Origin of the sequence: Acinetobacter sp. YH12040, from assembly GCF_013420005.1 — a bacterium.
Taxonomy (GTDB): Bacteria; Pseudomonadota; Gammaproteobacteria; order Pseudomonadales; family Moraxellaceae; genus Acinetobacter; species Acinetobacter amyesii.
The window spans coordinates 134,963-151,937 of sequence record NZ_VOZB01000003.1; the positions used below are offsets into that span (position 1 = coordinate 134,963).

Genomic DNA, 16,975 nt, shown 5'->3' on the forward strand with positions numbered 1-16,975 from the left:
AATGCTGAAATTAATAATTGGAACCTTTAGTACGCTTTTTGTTTTGTGTACTGCTTTCGTGATTTTTTACTGGCGAGATACAGGCTATGACCCGACAGCTTTTGATCTGGTCACCTATTTTCTAATTCTTCCTGTCGCTTTATGTGCAATTATTTTGTCGCCTTATTTAATTTATAAGGGCATTCAACATCAAAAAGAAAAAAAACTTGAAGCTGAAAAACGTGCAGAAGAACAAGCTGAGCAACAACAACTTGAGGCCATTGAACAAGCAAAACCAAAGCCTGTCGATGTACAGCAATTTCGTTTAAATGTTTATTCTTCAGCGGCTTGGCATAGTTTTGGTGAAAACGAACAAATTATCCAAGATATTCAACAATTCAAAAGTCCTGAACTCGATGATAAATTATTCAATGCATACGGTTTGCCTGTTCTTTCATTTCGAATCAAAGATTTAGATGAACTTACTAGTGAAGAAGCAGATGATGAATATAGTGCCATCACCATGCGTGAAAAACGAATCCAGTCACTTATTCAGCAACAACTAGAGCAACACGTTGAAAGTCTATTTTTAATTGCTGAGCATCTGAAGCAATCAGCACTCTTTTATGATAGTGAATTGGCATATCAGTACCGTATGCATCCGGGTTGGGTGGATCCAGATTATACGCAAGATGAACATCCAGAACATTTGGCGAACAATGCACAGCAAGTTTCACGTTTAAATCGTTTAAATGTCCATATTTTGCTTGCTGATAATTTGATTCATCAATGGAATGATGATTATGCTCAAATTATTCAGCAGTATCTATCTGACGGATTTTCGATCATTCCCGAACAAATTCATATCGAGCCACATTTTATCGGCACTCAAGTCGCTTATTCAGAATGGTTAAGCATTTTAGAAATGATTTCAAAACAAAAGTTTGAAGTCAGTTTGATTCTCAATGCTGACTCTGAAATCGACCAAGAATGGATTGATGAAAAAATGTGGTTACAAGAAAAATACATTGCTGCAGAGTTTGCATCGAGTTGGTGTTTGGCTGCTTCAGACGTTCAAGTTCGAGGTTTAACTCCAAATAAAGTGCTACAAGTGGTGGCACATGAGCCTGAGTTGAAACGTAATTTAGAGCTTAAAGCACTGAATAATTTAGATCAGTATGATCAAGAACAACCCTTTTTATTGATGTTAGATGATGCAACGGATATGAAAGTGGTGAAAAAATTACAGCATAAATTTAATGAAACCGCGATTGAAACCTATCATTTTTTATATACAAAACAGAATCTTGGAAATACCCAGCAATTGGCAAAAATTTTTGGATTCATGTTGGGTATGCACTTGCCAGAAGAGTTAACTGCCATGATTTATAGCACAGACCAAGAATCGACATTTGCTTTTATTCAAGCATTTTCAGTAGAAGATGAACTTGAACAAGAAACTGTTTAATTAGAATTAAGACGAAATTGAGAACATTGTGAACACACTATTTTATACGATCCTCGGTTATGTTTGGCAGTACGTCACCAATCCTAAAGCGATGGTGGCTTTGTCATTTTTTGTGGCTATTGTTGCCATGCATAATTCGATTCCGCAAAAGACTTTTTACATTGTGGTTGCTGTTTATATTCTCGGATTAATTCTGTGGGGTATTTATGAATTAGTGCAGCATTATCGTCATAAACAGCAAGGCGAAGAGCTTGCTGAGGCGATTGCCAAAGATAATGAAGCTGAATACGGTAAACAAAAGAATAAAGAAGAACTTGCGCTGATCAATCAGCAAATGAAAGACTCGATTCAACTTATCCGTAAATCAAAACTCGGCGACAAAAAGGGTAATGCAGCCCTATATGAATTACCTTGGTACATGGTGATTGGTAACCCAGCAGCGGGTAAAAGTTCGGCGATTTATAATTCTGGACTTAGATTTCCATTTGAAGAAACTCATCAGAAAATGGTGTCTGCAGGTTTAAGTGGGACACGTAACTGCGATTGGTTTTTCTCTACAGATGGTGTATTACTCGATACCGCAGGTCGATATTCTGTTTATGCCGAAGACCATTCAGAATGGTTAGGTTTCTTAAATATTCTCAAGAAAAACCGTTCTAAAGCACCAATTAACGGTTTAATCGTGATTGTTTCTGTGGCGGAGCTTGTTAGTCAAAGTCCTGAAAAATCAATCAAATTAGCCAAAAACTTACGCGCACGTATACAGGATTTGACGGAACGTTTAGAAATTTTTGCGCCAGTCTATATCGTTTTTTCAAAAATGGATTTGATTGCCGGCTTTACTGAATTTTTTGATTGTTATGATAAGGATGAATTTGATCAAGTTTGGGGTGCAACACTGCCTTATGATCCAGACTCATCTGAGCATGCCGTTGAGATGTTCGAAAAGCATTATTCAATTTTATACGATGGCTTGAAGAGCGTCAGTACTACGCACTTGAGTCGTCGTCATTCGCAAAATATTTCTCCAAGTGTAATGACATTTCCACTTGAGTTTAAAAGCTTAAAGCCTGTGTTAAAAACTTTTATTGGTACGTTGTTTCAAGACAACCCTTATCAGTTTAAACCAGTTTTCCGTGGGTTCTATTTCACCAGTGCGTTACAAGAAGGTGTAATTGAAAGTCCAATGACCGAGCAAATCGCTGAAGATTTTCATTTGGTGAAAAGTACGGATAGTGAGTTTGGCATTCCTACGAATTCTGTTTCGCAAGACCATGGTTATTTCTTAAAAGGACTCTTTTCAACCGTCATTTTAAAAGATAAAAATCTAGTTAAACAACATATCAATCCTGCACGTAAACGTCAGCGCTTTATGGCATTTATTGCTGCATTGTTATTGGTTGCTGTGGTGCTTGGGTTATGGGTTTGGTCGTATCGTAATAACCAACAACTCGTGGCGGAAGTTCAAGCTGACTTAGACAAAGTTGTGCAAATGGAAAGCCGTAGCGGAAGTGAGCTTTCGACTCAATTGGATGCATTGCTGATATTACAAGGGCATTTACAGCAGCTCGATCACTTTGATGAAGATCGTCCTTTGAAATACAGCTTTGGTTTATACCAAGGGAATAAAATCCGTGAAAAACTTAAAGTTGAGTATTTACGTGGTATTCAACAAATTGTATTGGCACCATCTCAGCAAAATATGGCGCAGTACTTACAACGCGTTAAAGCCAATGAAGCGACGTTGAAAGAAAATCACGTCAATGTGCAAATCACTCAAGCTGTGAAATCAAATCAGCCCTATTTAGAACCATCAGATACTAACCCTCAGGATGCATATAATGCACTGAAGGCTTATTTGATGATGAGCAATCACAAATATATGGAATCGAGCCATTTGAGTGACCAAGTTACTCGTTTCTGGCGTTCATGGTTAGATTCAAATCGCGGTCAAATGCCACGTGGGGAAATGATTCAAAAAGCTGAACAAGTTTTATCTTATGCGATGACTTTAGCTGCTGATCCTGCGTTCCCGCAAATGGAATCTGATCCTTTATTGGTTGATCAAACACGTCAATTATTGACGGCTGTTACTATGGGTATTCCTGCACGTGACCGCGTTTATAATGAAATTAAAATGCGTGGTTCGGTACGTTTCCCTGCAGTAACTGTGAAGCAAATTTTAGGTGAAACAGGCCAAAACAGCATGTTAGGTAGTTATGCCTTGCCGGGTATTTTTACTTACCAAGCATGGAATGATTATGTAAAAGATGCGATTAACCAAGCTGCGAATAATCCGACAGATACCCAAGATTGGGTACTCAATACCAATCGCTCTGATGACCTGACGTTTAGTGGTAGTCCAGATCAGATCAGTAAACAGTTAACCGAACTTTATAAGCAGGAATATATCGCTGAATGGCGTAAATTTTTAAATGCTGTGCATTATGGAAAAGGTGCAGATGTTGCTCAGCAGTCACGTTTTATCGATATTTTAGGTGAACCTGAGAATTCGCCAATTCGTAAAGTGGTGGACCGTATTGCGAAAGAAACCAGTTGGGATAATCCAATTGTTCAAGCAGAACTGGCTGCACCTCAGAAAGGCTTTATTGCGTGGTTTAAACGTAAAGTCCTCAGCCGTGATGATGCGCAGCAGGCACAGCAAGTTGCTTCTAAAGCCGGTCAAGGTGTTATTGCAAAAGAATTTGATGTGTTCTATCAATTGGTTCGTAAGCGTGATGATCAGCAAAACAAATCTATTTTAGATGAATACATGCTGTCTTTGAGTCAAGTGCGTAGTAAGTTCAATGACTTAAAGAGTGGCGGTGATATGGGACCTGCAAGCATGACATTGGTGAAACAAACCATCAATGATCAAAGCTCTGTCTTTAATAGCACACAAAAATTCGTAGATGAAAAAATGTCTGTGGGTCTAAATGAATTAGATCAACAGTTGATTCAAAAACTCTTTATGCAGCCGGTAACTCAGTCATTTGAAGTTCTTTTGATCCCTGCTCAAAACGAAATTAATAAGTTGTGGGCAATGCAGGCGTATCAACCATTTACAACCAATCTTGCACCTAAATATCCATTTAATAGCAATGCTACTTTACAAGCGACCAGTAATGAAATTAGCCAAATTTTTGGTGAAAACGGAAGTATCGCTCGCTTTGTAAAAGAATATTTAGATCCACTGGTGATTCGTCGTGGCTATACCTTAACCACGAAAACATGGAAAGATTTGGGCATTGGTTTAAATCCACAATTTGTAGCGAATTTCCAACGCTATGTTGCGCCAAGTAATGGCGTTGCTACAGGGGAATTGAGTCAAGCAGCACCTGCGGCAACCAATCAATCGAACTTCCAATTCTTCCCATTAGAAAATACACAGTTGCTTTCATATACCATCGATATTGATGGTCAGCGTATGGTGTATGAAAACGGTGTTCAGCAATGGGTGAACTTCGTTTGGCCAAATAAAGGGGCAATTCCGGGTGCACGTATTACCGCGATTGACTTGGAAGGTCAAACGCATACGATTTTTGATGAGCCGGGTGAATATGGTATTAACCGATTGGTTGAAGGCGCTCAGCGTACACAAAATGGTAATTCATTTGAAATGGTGTGGCGTAGCAAACAAAATCCAAAAGTGTTTGTTAAAGTGAATTTCCGTTTAATTAGTGGTAACGCATCTGGCCCAACTACAGGTTCAGGCTATTCAGGTATGACTCTTGTTGATCAAGTGGTGACGAATAAAGGTGTTCGTGTCGTCGCAGCGCAAACGATGCCTGCAGGACAAGCGCCTGTAGCGCCACCAGCGACTTCACCGATGAGTGTTGTACAAGGAACAGCAACACCATGATGATGAATTTAAAAATGAGAGCGGTGGCATTCGTGCAAAAGAACAAGGAGTGTGACGATGTATGAAGTGAGAACGACACCGCTGTATTATGGAAAATGTCCAGCTCGTGGTGACTTCTTAAAGAGCCGTGAACAATATTCACTGATTCAGTTAATCGATCAGTGGATCACGGAGGCGCTTGAGTTCGCTATGCGTTCAGACAATTTTAATGCAGCGTATAACTCACTACCTTCATTAGATTTCTTTATTGCCAGTCCAAAAGATAAGCGTTTTTTGGTTGCCAATTTGATTAGCAGTGAAGACAGTTCAAAGCGTCAATTTCCAATGGTGCTGGCTCATTTGCTAGAAATTGATGATCCTTTCGATAATATTTTGTATGCACCATATCGTTATAAACAGACCTTAATTGACTTATATCAGCGTAACCGAGTGATGCGTTCTATTCGCGATCCCGATATTTTGCTCGATAAATTAGGCAAACTGAATAACGAAATTCAAGTGTTCGGGACAGAAGAAACCTCTTCTTTTTATGAGCATCATACGTTGCATTCATTTGCACGTTTATTGAATTTTACGCCTTATCAGTTGGCGCAAAGCATGATTGGTCTCGGTTTGCTGCTACAACCGATTATTCATCAGGGTACGTCTCGGTTGAATAAAGTGTTGATCTTACCGATCAATAATATTAGTTACTGTTATGAAATTGCGGCTTTTTGGGTCAATTTAATTAGTCGCTTTGTCGAAAACCAAGATGCTGAGTTACTCATTGGCATCCTACACAGTGATTCACCTGTTTTACTATTTGGTTTTCAAGGTGCTGATATTACTGCACTCAATGATGTTTTTACCCAAAATATGCAAAGTGATCATTGGGTTTCCCTGATCGATGCCAGTTGGATTGATCCTTATCTTGAACAAAATGCAGGCTTAGCCGTTTTGGAACAGTCTTTGAGTGAGCGTCAGATCAGCCTTATTCATGGCATTAAACTTTTTAGACAGACTTTTATAGAAGAATAATGATGCAAAGAATCTTACCAATGTTGCCCAAATTTATTGCGAGTGTATGCATTTTAGGTTGTTCGACTTTGCTTTGGGCAGAGCCTATTGTGATTGAAGGTGCTGTACCGAATGAAGCAACCAAGCAAGAAATATTAAATAAAGCCTATTTGACCTATGGTCAGGCAAATGTGGTTGATAAAATTCAGGTTCGAGCGGTTACAGCACCTAATGGTTGGGGTAATAGCGTAAGCCAAATGATTAATGATGACCTAAAAAAAGTAAAACAGGGGAAACTCTCTGTACGCGGAACGCAAGTCGATTTAAGTGGCAAGATGTCAAATCAAAATGATATCCAACCCACGACCACCAAGTTTCAGTCTTTGGTCACAGCACCTTTTCGTTTCAATGCACAGCTTTCTGTCAATCAGGCTGAACAAGCCATTATTGATGCGGCTTTACGTAATCGTATTATTGAATTTGAATCGGGCAGTGCTATTTTAGCGCCATCTGGGGTACAGATCTTAGATGAAATGGTTGTCGCACTGAACCGCGTCGGTGGGAAAAAAATACGAATTATTGGTCACACAGACAGCTCAGGGAATCCTGAGAAAAACTTAAGTTTAAGCCAAGATCGTGCTAATGCAGTTAAAAACTACCTAATTTCAAAGAATATTGCGGCGGCGAACTTAAGTACTGAAGGGATGGGCTCAAATAAGCCTGTAGCAGACAATGCTACGCCTGAAGGTCGTAAGAAAAACCGTCGTATTGAGTTTGAAGTACTATAAATATTGTAACTACAAAGGCAAATGCGGCGAATGAACCCAGTGTATCTAGACTGGGTTTTTTATGCCAATTGATTCGGTAGATTATTTTTATATCTAAAAAATACATCATTTAAAGCAGCAGTGTGCATGCACATTAAAAATATAATTTGAATTGGGATGATGCTATTAATTTTTGCATTTTATATCACTAAAGCCTTCATATTTTGAGCAATAAAACAGTGGATTCTAAAATCAATTAAGGTTAAAACATAAGAATCAGTTTTGGATATGCGTTTCATATCTACTGCTTTCAACCTTGTCGATAAAGAATAATCACTTTTGACATGGTACAAAGTTTTAAAAATCTGCAGGACAGTGCGGAAAAACAACAACTCAATATGGATGAATGTGGGAGCAAAGAATGCTTGGTAATATGATGTTTAAACCGCTTTTGATTAGTAGCATGATTGAACATGCGGGTCGCTATCATGCGGATAGTTTAGTCATTTCAAAAAATACAGACACGACAATTACGAAAACCACTTGGGGTGAAGTCCATAAAAATTCAAAACGATTTGCCAATGTTCTTGCTTCACTCGGTTTAAATTTAGGAGATCGTGTTGCGACGATCGCTTGGAATAACCATCGTCACTTAGAGTCTTGGTACGCTATTTCAGGTAGCGGCTATGTTTGTCACACCATTAATCCGCGTTTATTTCCAGAACAATTAATTTTTATCATCAATGATGCCGCAGACCGCGTGATGTTATTTGATAAAACCTTTTTGCCTTTAATCAAAGCAGTAAAACCTTTATTAAAATCTGTTGAACATTTTATTTGTTTAGATGCACCAGATGCAGCGATTGTCGAAGCGGTGCCAGATGTTAAATTTTATGATGAACTTATCGCGGGGCAATCTGCAGACTATACATGGCCAGAATTAGATGAATTATCGGCTAGTTCTTTATGTTATACCTCGGGTACCACAGGCAATCCGAAAGGCGTGTTGTATAGCCATCGTTCAACAGTCTTACACAGTTATGCGATTTGTATGCCGGATTCATTAAATATCTCAGCGCGAGATATTATGATGCCTGTTGTGCCGATGTTCCATGTCAATGCATGGGGTACGCCGTATGCTGCGGCAATGGTAGGATGTACTTTAGTGCTGCCAGGCCCAGGTTTAGATGGTGCGAGCCTGACGCAAATGATTGATGATTATAAAGTATCCGTAGCATTGGGTGTTCCAACAATTTGGCAAGGTTTGATTAATGCTGCGCAACAAGCGGGTAGTCAGCTTGAAAGTTTAGTGCGTAATGTGGTGGGTGGATCTGCTTGTCCTCCTGCGATGTTAAAAGTGTTTAAAGAACAATTTAACTGTGAAACGATTCATGCTTGGGGAATGACCGAAACCAGTCCATTAGGTTCTTCAAACCAGTTTAAAGCCAAACATTTGTTATTATCTGAAGAAGAACAATTACAAGTACGATTATCACAAGGTCGTCCACCATTTGGGGTCGATTTACGTATTACCGATGAAGAAAACGGTACACACGAAGTTGCACGTGATGGCGAAACGACGGGTAATTTACAGATCCAAGGGCATTGGATTATTGGCAATTACTTTGGCAAAACAGAGTCTGCATTAACCTCAGATGGTTGGTTTGATACAGGGGATATTGCAACCCTGAATGAGGATGGTTTCTTAAAAATTAGTGACCGTTCAAAAGATTTGATCAAATCTGGCGGTGAATGGATTTCTTCTGTTGAGTTAGAAAATTTAGCTATGGGACATCCTAAAATTGCAATGGCGGCAGTGATTGCAGCAACCCATCCAAAATGGGATGAGCGTCCTGTATTGATTGCAATTAAAAAGCCAGATGTCGATTTATCTGATACAGAAATTTTGGATTATTATGCAGATAAAGTCGCTAAATGGCAGGTGCCAGATAAAGTGATTTTCGTGGATGCTATTCCATTGAGTGGAACAGGTAAAATTCTGAAAAAAGATCTACGTGAGCAATTTGGTGCTGTATTACTAGAAAGCTAACTTAATATAAGTCACTAACTAAATGTTGGTAAGGAGCAAAACGCAAAGGTAACATGCCTTTGCGTTTTTTTATAAAAACTTAAATTTTGATAAATACCATATGCTTAATATGAGGTTTTTAAATAAATTTTTTTCAACGAATCCATAACCAAGTTCAATGAATAATCTAGCCGTGTTGGGTCGCATTCAATTCAATAAAAGCGTAAATTGAAGAGGCATCCACCGTTAAACCACCTTTCTTATGTTTCCAGTTTGGATCTTATTCACTTTAATGGCTGCTTTTATGCAGTCATGGCGCAATGCATTTCAAAAGCAACTCAGTACCACTGTTGATGTGTATGGTGTCACCCTTGCACGGTTTATTTTTGGGCTCCCATTTGCCTGCATTTATTTATATGTGCTGTACCAACAACAGCCTGTGACTCAGGTGACCACATTTACACCTATGTTTTGGGTCTATGTGGTGATTGCTGGACTAAGTCAAATTTTAGCGACGATTTTAATGGTCTTGCTTTTTAAGCAAAAGAATTATGCCATCGGCGTCGGTTTAGCGAAAAGTGAAGCCATATTTGCGGCCATAGTGGGGGTGATTTTCTTAAGTGAACATTTAAGTTTATTTGGTTGGATTGGTGTTTTGGTTGGTGGCATAGCCGTTTTTCTTTTAAGCAAAGGTTCTCAACGACAAAAGTTATCTTTGCCAACGTTATGCATCGGTGTAGGGAGTGGATTAAGTTTTGCAATTACCTCTTTATTGGTTCGTGAAGCCAGTTTAGAGCTAAGCGATATACCGACTTTGCATCGTGCGGCGTGGGTGTTGTTGAGTGTAATTGGCTTTCAATGTGTGATTATGCTGCTGTACCTCAGTCTATTTAGCCGTAAAACGCTCATTGCTATGTGGGATAGAGTCGGTCTGACCTTTCGCGTTAGTGTCTGTAGCTTTCTAGCGTCTTTGGGCTGGTTTACTGCTATGAGTATGCAAACGGTTGCGATTGTCAAAACCTTAGGTCAAATCGAAATCTTATTTAGCCTCTTAATCTCTGCATATTTCTTTAAGGAAAAACTCGCAAGAACCGATCATTGGGGATTAGCCTTAGTGGTGATTGCGGCCATTATGGTGATTTGGGCTTAATGTGTGCTTTAAACAATCATGAAGGCAAATAAAGGCCGAATTTAAGTCAGTTTTTCGAATATATTTTTAATTAAAATATGAGAAATATTCCATGTCCACTAGGATATTGATTATGGAATTGTTTATGATTTAAAGGATGACTAAACTTTGAACATGATTGAAAATGTTCAAGTTGTATATTTATTTTTCGAATTTTAGCGTTAATTTTTTTTAATTATTTTTTATTTATATTGCTAATATAAACAATGTATTGATGGGAGGGCTTAAATTTGGAAATACTCATACAAACATTATCCTTCCCAGCATTGTTAACTATTTTAGCTTCGGCTTTAGGTTGTGGACTGCTCATCGGTTTGGAGCGTCAACGTAACAACAATTTGGACAGTGAACAGAGTTTTGCTGGTTTACGCTCATTTACCATTTGCGCGCTGTTTGGAGCATTGTGTTTTTTAATCCATTTAGCTGTTGGTGTAATCGGTGCAATTGTCGTCAGTATGTATAGCTATTATGGATTAAGCCAGCAAAAACAAGATATTGGCACAACCACAGAACTTGCTTTTGTTATGACCTATTTAATCGGCGCTGCTTGTGTATTTAATATTCCATTGGCTGCGTGTTTGGCTGTGGTGCTGACCCTCATATTAGTTGGAAAGAAAGACTTACATCATTTTGCAGCGCATTGGATCAAAGACTATGAGTTAAGAGATGGAGTCTTTTTACTGGCATTGATCCTAATTGCCTTACCTTTAACGCCGAATCAAGCCTATTGGGGTTCAGTATTAAATCCCTATGTGATTTTAAAATTACTGATATTGATCTTGGTGGTGCAGTCATTAGCACACATTTCCAAGCGGCTATTATCCTCTGATAAAGCCATTATTTTATCGACCTTGGCATCAGGTTTTGTGTCGAGCACAGCAACAATCGCAAGCTTAGGCATGGAAGTACGAGCAGGAAAAGCCAGTGCCAAAAGTAATGCAGGGGCAGGACTTTTTTCATGTGTTGCGACATTGGTTCAACTCTTGATCATCGTCCTTGGGGTGAGTTTTGCATGGTTTAAAATATTAGTTATACCAAGTATCGTCGGCATCTTGATATTAGTCCTTGCTGCGCTATATCTGATTTATGGCTCATCTCAAGTTCAGCATAATAAAGAGACAGAACCCGAAAAACTTTTTGTAGAAGCGAATGAACCAGCGCCGTTAGAAAATACCGATAGTCGAATGTTTAGCTTAAAACAGGCGGCAATCATTGCCATCACGCTTACTTTTATCCAATCACTTGTTTATGGATTAAATCTCGCTTTAGGTGATAAAGGCTTAATTTTAGGGACATTATTAGCATCACTCTTTGAAGTCCATGCAGCTATGGCAACCGTTGTGATGCAAGGTAATATCGATAATTTGACACTGGTTTATGCTGTGGTGATTGGATTATCAGCCCATGCAATTTCAAAATGTGTGAATGCATTTCTCACAGGTGGCTGGAAATATTTTCTATATTTTGCACCAACACAGTTACTTCATATGCTGTGCCTAATCGCGGTTTTGTTATTCAGTTTAAGATAAATGAGCCAAGTGACTGCTTCATATTATTCATGGCGCAATTGCATTAATTTGGCTTTTATTTGTGGCCAGCTGGTTGAAATCCAACATACCAGCGAACCTAATGTCACCAAAATGGCACCATGCCAAAAACTTAAACTCAGTGGTGTCTGTAATATAAACATTGAAATAACCGAAGAAAAAATCGGACTAAAATACGATAAAGTCACCAATATCGTAATATTGCCTTTAATAATACCTACATTCCACGCTGCATAACCCAATGCGGTCACGATGGACACGATTAACATATACTTACCGGTATGTAAGTCTACGGCAGGCATTCGCGGGATACCGTGAAATATCAACATTTTTAGCCATAGCACAATGGTGATCACGACGAAAAAGAATGAAATAGGGTTATGTCCATGACTGTATTTACGGGTAATCACACAGTAGAGTGACCATAAACTCGCGCCCATAAAAGCAAGAAAATAGCTTAATGGATTGGACTGAATGTTGGTAAAGACTGTAGACCAGTTAAAACTTCCGTTAACAGTTTGGATTAAAATAATGCCGCCCAAACTAATGGCTAAACCAATGATTACGAAAAAGTTAAACTTTAATTCTTTAAATAAGATTAACGCGGCAATTGTCAGACTCGGCCATAAATAATTGACCAAACTGATTTCAATCGCTTGTTGAGCTGTTTGAGCCAAAGCAATGGCATACGAAAAACACAACTCATAAATCACAAATAAAAGGGTGGCGTATATCAAAAATTGGCGCGGAACCAGTTTAAGGTTTGGAATTTTAAATAAGAGCAATAGAATAATTGCGCTCAAGGTATACATAAAGAGCACAGCAAGATCAGGGCCAATACTGAAACTAATTTTCTTAAGTAAACCAACAATAGAAGACCATTGTAAGATTGCACTGAATCCAATCAGCGTTGCAAGATTTTTGGACATGATTGCTCGAAGATTTCGCAAATGGCGAATGAATTTTTAATTTTTATTATAGTCTTTATTCAGTCGTTTAGTATAAGCGTGAAATTATCAAACTCTATTTAATTAAAAATATTTAGAGCTCGTCGTACGTCAAGAGCAGCATGGCGATGAACTAGGTTTAGGTTCTGGTTTAGTAACACAAGATTTAAAACTTGGACAATGTATTCATGCCTATATTCGTGCGAATCCAAATTTTGACTTAGCAGAGGGCGTTAAGTCGGCAATTATGATTGGCAATGGCTCAGGAATGGCGGGTTTGCTTTCACATCTTAAGCAACGTGTCGCAACAGAGCACTATCAAAACTGGTTAATTTATGGTGAGCGTCAACAAGCTTTCGATGCAATTTTTGCTGATGAACTGCATGAATTACAAAACCAAGGTAAAATTGCAGAAATCGATCGGGTATTTTCTCGTGATGGATTTGCTGAAAAGTATGTGCAAGATGTCCTAGTTGTAAAAAAGCTGAATTGATTGATTGGCTAGAGCAAGGGGCTTGTCTCTATATCTGCGGCAGTTTGAATATGGCTAAAGCGGTAGATGCCACTTTGCAAGAGATACTGGGCATTGAACAACTGCATACACTGCGTAAAGCAGGTCGTTACCGCCGTGATGTGTATTAAATAATTGATGTCTACTGAAGAAGTAAAGTAATGATGCAGTTCGTAATGAGATGGATCGATAGTTTAAAAAGGAATAATAATGGATAAATTTGTAATTAGAGTTTATCACGATTATAAAAGGCTAATTATAGCTATTTTTTTTTATTATTGAGTTTTTGATTTTTTTAATAAAGTATTACTTTTTTGGGATAGGTTTCTGGAGTTTTATTGGTGCAGTAGTTTTTTTTATTATCTTTGTTGATCTAATTTATAATGGGAGTTATTTGTTGATCGGGAAGATAAAAAAAGAAAGTGAAGTTTATGAATATTATATTAGGTTTATCTATATTTTTGTAATTTATTTATTTTCAATATATTGCATTGTTGAGTGAAGAGTAAAATTTAAAATTATGAGTAAATATTTTTTTTAATATTTTGTAGAGTTTTGCTCGTTTATAGCTCTATTGCATAAAGATTCTTAAGGCAGACCACCATAAGTCACTAAAAATTAAGTAACTTACTTGGATATGAGGTGGGCCTAATCAAAATGTTTTGTCTTCTCCAAAGCATGGATTAATCAATTGCTAGCCAATCTTATTGTTTGAATCTTTTATTTGGAACTGAGTGAAAATGACTTATGAGTATAAATTAATTTTCAGAGTTAGGTGTTTTGATTTTACAAAGATATTTGATCATGATGCTTTAAATTTAAGTATAGTTATACCATTAAAAAATTTACTAGATTAAAAAATCAATGAGAATGCATATTTTTTTAAATTCCTTACTTACGATGTATTGTTCAATTTCAATATTTATGGTCATTTTTATATATTTTTTATCTAATTGGAAAATATGGGAAAAACATTTTACATTCATTAGCATAATTTCTTTTTTAATATTGGCAATTTGTTTTTACTGTAAATACAACGAAAAATTGAATGATGGTGATATTTTATTCAAACAGTTACCAATGAAAGTGAAGCTGCCAATAAGAACTACAACAATATTGTTTTTAAACATAAATTTTGGTTTTGTCTTATTTATATTGGCAGTGCTTACGATAGTAATTACAGCTAATATATGGTTTTTTACACTTTGTATTTTTATTATTTGGAATGCAATAGTTTGTCATCCTCATATTTGGTTTGTAGATTCAATTGATTTAAAACAAGATATAAAAAATAAAACAAACGAATTTGAAATTCTAAGACAGGATAAAGGTGATTTTGAATATTTTAATGATGGTTTCACATACACTATAACTGGGCCTGAAATAAGCACTAAAACTATATTATGGAAAGATATTCAAAGTATAGATGTCGTACGCCAAGATCTTGGAACCATTGATGAGATTCAACTCTATATATTGTGTTCAAATACAATCATTTATATTACGGAAAATACACCAGGTTATTACTATTTCATTGATCAACTGCATCAGAATTTTCCAGAAATAGATGAAATTTGGCAAATTTCAATCATTGCAGATGATTCAGGGCAACCATTCAATATCTTAAAAAAAGGCAATGGTCATTGATATGAAAAGCTATTTAGCCGTCTACGACATTGGCGCATAATTTGCTTGTTTCTAACTAATTTTTTACTGTTTGATATAACAAATTAGGAAGTTGAAGTGACTACAGGCTACTTACGCGGGCAAGACTTAATTGACCAGATCCAACAACAGGATTATTCCAGAGACCTAATTGGATATCATGGCGATGTACCTCAAGTCGTATGGCCTAATCAGGCACGTATCGCAGTGCAGTTCGTGTTGAACTATGAAGAAGGTGGAGAAAACCACATCGAACATGGGGATGCAGGATCAGAACAATTCTTATCCGATATTATTGGAGCGGCCAGTTTTCCTGCCAAACATATGTCGATGGACTCGATGTATGAATATGGCTCCAGAGCCGGTTTTTGGCGGATTCATGCAGAATTTAAAAAACGTGATTTACCCATGACGATCTTTGGCGTTGGTATGGCTCTAGCGCGCAATCCTTATATCGTCGATGCGATCAAACAATCCAACTATGATGTGGTTTCACATGGTCAACGCTGGTTACATTATCAAGATATGCCGATAGAGCTAGAACGTCAGCACATGGATCAAGCGATTAGTGTGCTTGAAGCTTTATTTGGAAAGACACCTATTGGCTGGTACACAGGGCGTGACAGTCCCAACACACGTCAGCTATTGGCTGAATTTCCGCAAATCAAATATGACTGCGATCACTATGGTGATGACCTGCCTTTTTGGAGTCGTTTGACAAATGAAAATGGTCGAACCCGTCCACATTTAATTATTCCTTATACACTTGAAAGCAATGATATGAAGTTTTGTTCACCGGGTGGTTTCAACAGTGGTGAACAATTTTATCAATACCTTAAAGACGCATTTGATGTGCTATATGAAGAAGGTGAAAGCGCGCCAAAAATGTTATCGATTGGGATGCATTGTCGTATTTTAGGGCGACCAGGCCGTTTTAAAGCACTACAACGATTCTTAGATTATGTGCAATCACATGAAAAAGTGTGGATCTGTCGCCGTGGTGATATCGCGGAACATTGGTATACACATCATGCAGTCTAATAAAAAATATTTGGATAAAGAGGAGCTTAGCTCCTCTTTTTTTAGGCCTGTACTTAGGTAACTGACATCATAGACCTAGGTTGGCACTGATATTGCAAAACTAAATTTGAACAATCATTCAATAATTTTAGGCGATTTTATAGTGCAACTTGTTGAATTTAATAAAGCATCCGAAGCAGATGTAAAAACTTTTTTAAAGCACTGTGTGCAAATTGAAGGCTGGGCAGAACACATTGTAGCGCAGCGTCCTTATACCTCTGTCACGCAAATCACAGAGCAAGCAGTAAAAGCCGCAAATGCTTGGACTTGGGATGAAATCAAAAATGCTCTAGATAACCATCCACGGATTGGTGAAAAAAAGGCACAGGCTGAATTAAGTAGTTTGGAGCAACAATTTTCTAATCGAGAACAGTCTGAAATTTCAGCAGATGAAGAAACTCAGTTTGCATTGCTCAAAGGCAATATCGCGTATGAGAAAAAGTACGGATATCTCTTTTTAATCAAAGCTTCTGGCCTCAGTAGTGAAGATGTACTACAGGCGCTGCAATATCGATTATTGAATGATCCTGAAACCGAAAAACGAATTGTTCATCATCAACTGGCTGAAATTGCCTTATTAAGATTAAAACAGGAGCTTAGCGCATGATTAGCTCACATATTTTAGATACCAATCTAGGCAAACCCGCAGCGAATGTCAGCATTCAATTATTTAATGCGGAAGGTAAGTTACTAGGTTCAGCCCAAACCAATGCGGATGGTCGCGTTAATGATTTTGCGCTGAAGGACTTTACAGCAGGTGCTTATAGCCTTGAATTTGCGACAGCTGAATATTTTCAGACTTTAAATACCGAAACCTTTTTTCCAAAAGCTGTGATTCATTTTTATGTAAAAGATGCCTCGCAGCATTTTCATATTCCTTTACTCATCAGCCCATTTGCATATTCAACGTATCGTGGCAGTTAAGAGCAAAGTTA

Annotated in this window: 14 protein-coding genes; 13 read left to right on the top strand and 1 reads right to left on the bottom strand. The window is 37.7% G+C overall.

Annotated features, from left to right (window positions below; translation table 11 throughout):
* Position 1 precedes the first annotated feature (1 nt).
* From FTT99_RS03970 to FTT99_RS04000, 7 genes are all read left to right on the top strand, one after another.
* Positions 2-1,447 (top strand): hypothetical protein, encoded by a 1,446-nt coding sequence (locus FTT99_RS03970; RefSeq protein ID WP_180131920.1) that lies wholly within the window; start codon positions 2-4, stop codon positions 1,445-1,447.
* Between the two features lie 28 nt (positions 1,448-1,475).
* Positions 1,476-5,309: a type VI secretion system membrane subunit TssM gene (tssM, locus tag FTT99_RS03975; protein WP_180059869.1), complete on the top strand. Its 3,834-nt coding sequence runs from the start codon at positions 1,476-1,478 to the stop codon at positions 5,307-5,309.
* A 57-nt stretch (positions 5,310-5,366) separates the two neighbouring features.
* Positions 5,367-6,326 (top strand): type VI secretion system-associated protein TagF, encoded by a 960-nt coding sequence (gene tagF / locus FTT99_RS03980; RefSeq protein WP_168379476.1) that lies wholly within the window; start codon positions 5,367-5,369, stop codon positions 6,324-6,326.
* A 20-nt stretch (positions 6,327-6,346) separates the two neighbouring features.
* On the top strand, positions 6,347-7,093 hold the full coding sequence (locus FTT99_RS03985; RefSeq protein ID WP_257229303.1) for an OmpA family protein: 747 nt from the start codon (positions 6,347-6,349) through the stop codon (positions 7,091-7,093).
* A 400-nt stretch (positions 7,094-7,493) separates the two neighbouring features.
* A complete protein-coding gene (locus FTT99_RS03990) occupies positions 7,494-9,122 on the top strand; it encodes a long-chain-fatty-acid--CoA ligase (protein ID WP_180161251.1) in 1,629 nt (542 codons plus the stop codon).
* A gap of 241 nt (positions 9,123-9,363) precedes the next feature.
* On the top strand, positions 9,364-10,251 hold the full coding sequence (locus tag FTT99_RS03995) for a DMT family transporter (protein WP_180131912.1): 888 nt from the start codon (positions 9,364-9,366) through the stop codon (positions 10,249-10,251).
* A 269-nt stretch (positions 10,252-10,520) separates the two neighbouring features.
* Complete coding sequence (locus tag FTT99_RS04000) at positions 10,521-11,819, top strand: MgtC/SapB family protein (RefSeq protein ID WP_180131909.1); 1,299 nt, start codon at positions 10,521-10,523, stop codon at positions 11,817-11,819.
* Positions 11,820-11,842: 23 nt separating this feature from the next.
* Here the strand turns inward: FTT99_RS04000 and yddG are convergent, their stop codons facing one another.
* Positions 11,843-12,766, bottom strand: coding sequence for an aromatic amino acid DMT transporter YddG (yddG, locus tag FTT99_RS04005; RefSeq protein ID WP_180161253.1), 924 nt, complete (start codon positions 12,764-12,766; stop codon positions 11,843-11,845).
* Positions 12,767-13,031: 265 nt separating this feature from the next.
* Here yddG and FTT99_RS04010 point away from each other — a divergent pair, with 265 nt between their 5' ends.
* The 6 genes from FTT99_RS04010 to uraH all read left to right on the top strand — a co-directional run bounded on the left by FTT99_RS04010 (position 13,032) and on the right by uraH (position 16,964).
* Positions 13,032-13,277, top strand: coding sequence for a hypothetical protein (locus FTT99_RS04010; RefSeq protein WP_180079171.1), 246 nt, complete (start codon positions 13,032-13,034; stop codon positions 13,275-13,277).
* Positions 13,274-13,426 carry a hypothetical protein gene (locus FTT99_RS04015; protein WP_180131906.1) on the top strand — a complete coding sequence of 51 codons (153 nt, stop codon included), beginning with the start codon at positions 13,274-13,276 and terminating at the stop codon, positions 13,424-13,426. Before FTT99_RS04010 ends, FTT99_RS04015 begins: the two co-directional genes overlap by 4 nt.
* Positions 13,427-14,339: 913 nt before the next feature.
* Positions 14,340-14,942: a hypothetical protein gene (locus FTT99_RS04020; protein WP_180161255.1), complete on the top strand. Its 603-nt coding sequence runs from the start codon at positions 14,340-14,342 to the stop codon at positions 14,940-14,942.
* A 96-nt stretch (positions 14,943-15,038) separates the two neighbouring features.
* The gene (gene puuE, locus FTT99_RS04025; protein WP_111886081.1) at positions 15,039-16,001 is read left to right on the top strand and encodes an allantoinase PuuE; all 963 of its coding nucleotides are present in this window, start codon (positions 15,039-15,041) and stop codon (positions 15,999-16,001) included.
* Positions 16,002-16,143: 142 nt separating this feature from the next.
* Positions 16,144-16,647, top strand: a complete 504-nt coding sequence (gene uraD, locus FTT99_RS04030; RefSeq protein ID WP_078190752.1) for a 2-oxo-4-hydroxy-4-carboxy-5-ureidoimidazoline decarboxylase — start codon at positions 16,144-16,146, stop codon at positions 16,645-16,647.
* A complete protein-coding gene (gene uraH, locus FTT99_RS04035) occupies positions 16,644-16,964 on the top strand; it encodes a hydroxyisourate hydrolase (RefSeq protein ID WP_111886083.1) in 321 nt (106 codons plus the stop codon). Before uraD ends, uraH begins: the two co-directional genes overlap by 4 nt.
* Positions 16,965-16,975 lie beyond the last annotated feature (11 nt).

Bases quoted from the DNA above. Each gene is read 5' to 3' on its own strand.
- FTT99_RS03970 (WP_180131920.1), top strand. From the start codon at position 2: ATGCTGAAATTAATAATTGGAACCTTTAGTACGCTTTTTGTTTTGTGT.
- tagF (WP_168379476.1), top strand. From the start codon at position 5,367: ATGTATGAAGTGAGAACGACACCGCTGTATTATGGAAAATGTCCAGCT.
- FTT99_RS03985 (WP_257229303.1), top strand. From the start codon at position 6,347: ATGTTGCCCAAATTTATTGCGAGTGTATGCATTTTAGGTTGTTCGACT.
- FTT99_RS03990 (WP_180161251.1), top strand. From the start codon at position 7,494: ATGCTTGGTAATATGATGTTTAAACCGCTTTTGATTAGTAGCATGATT.
- FTT99_RS03995 (WP_180131912.1), top strand. From the start codon at position 9,364: ATGTTTCCAGTTTGGATCTTATTCACTTTAATGGCTGCTTTTATGCAG.
- yddG (WP_180161253.1), bottom strand. From the start codon at position 12,766: ATGTCCAAAAATCTTGCAACGCTGATTGGATTCAGTGCAATCTTACAA.
- FTT99_RS04010 (WP_180079171.1), top strand. From the start codon at position 13,032: ATGATTGGCAATGGCTCAGGAATGGCGGGTTTGCTTTCACATCTTAAG.
- uraH (WP_111886083.1), top strand. From the start codon at position 16,644: ATGATTAGCTCACATATTTTAGATACCAATCTAGGCAAACCCGCAGCG.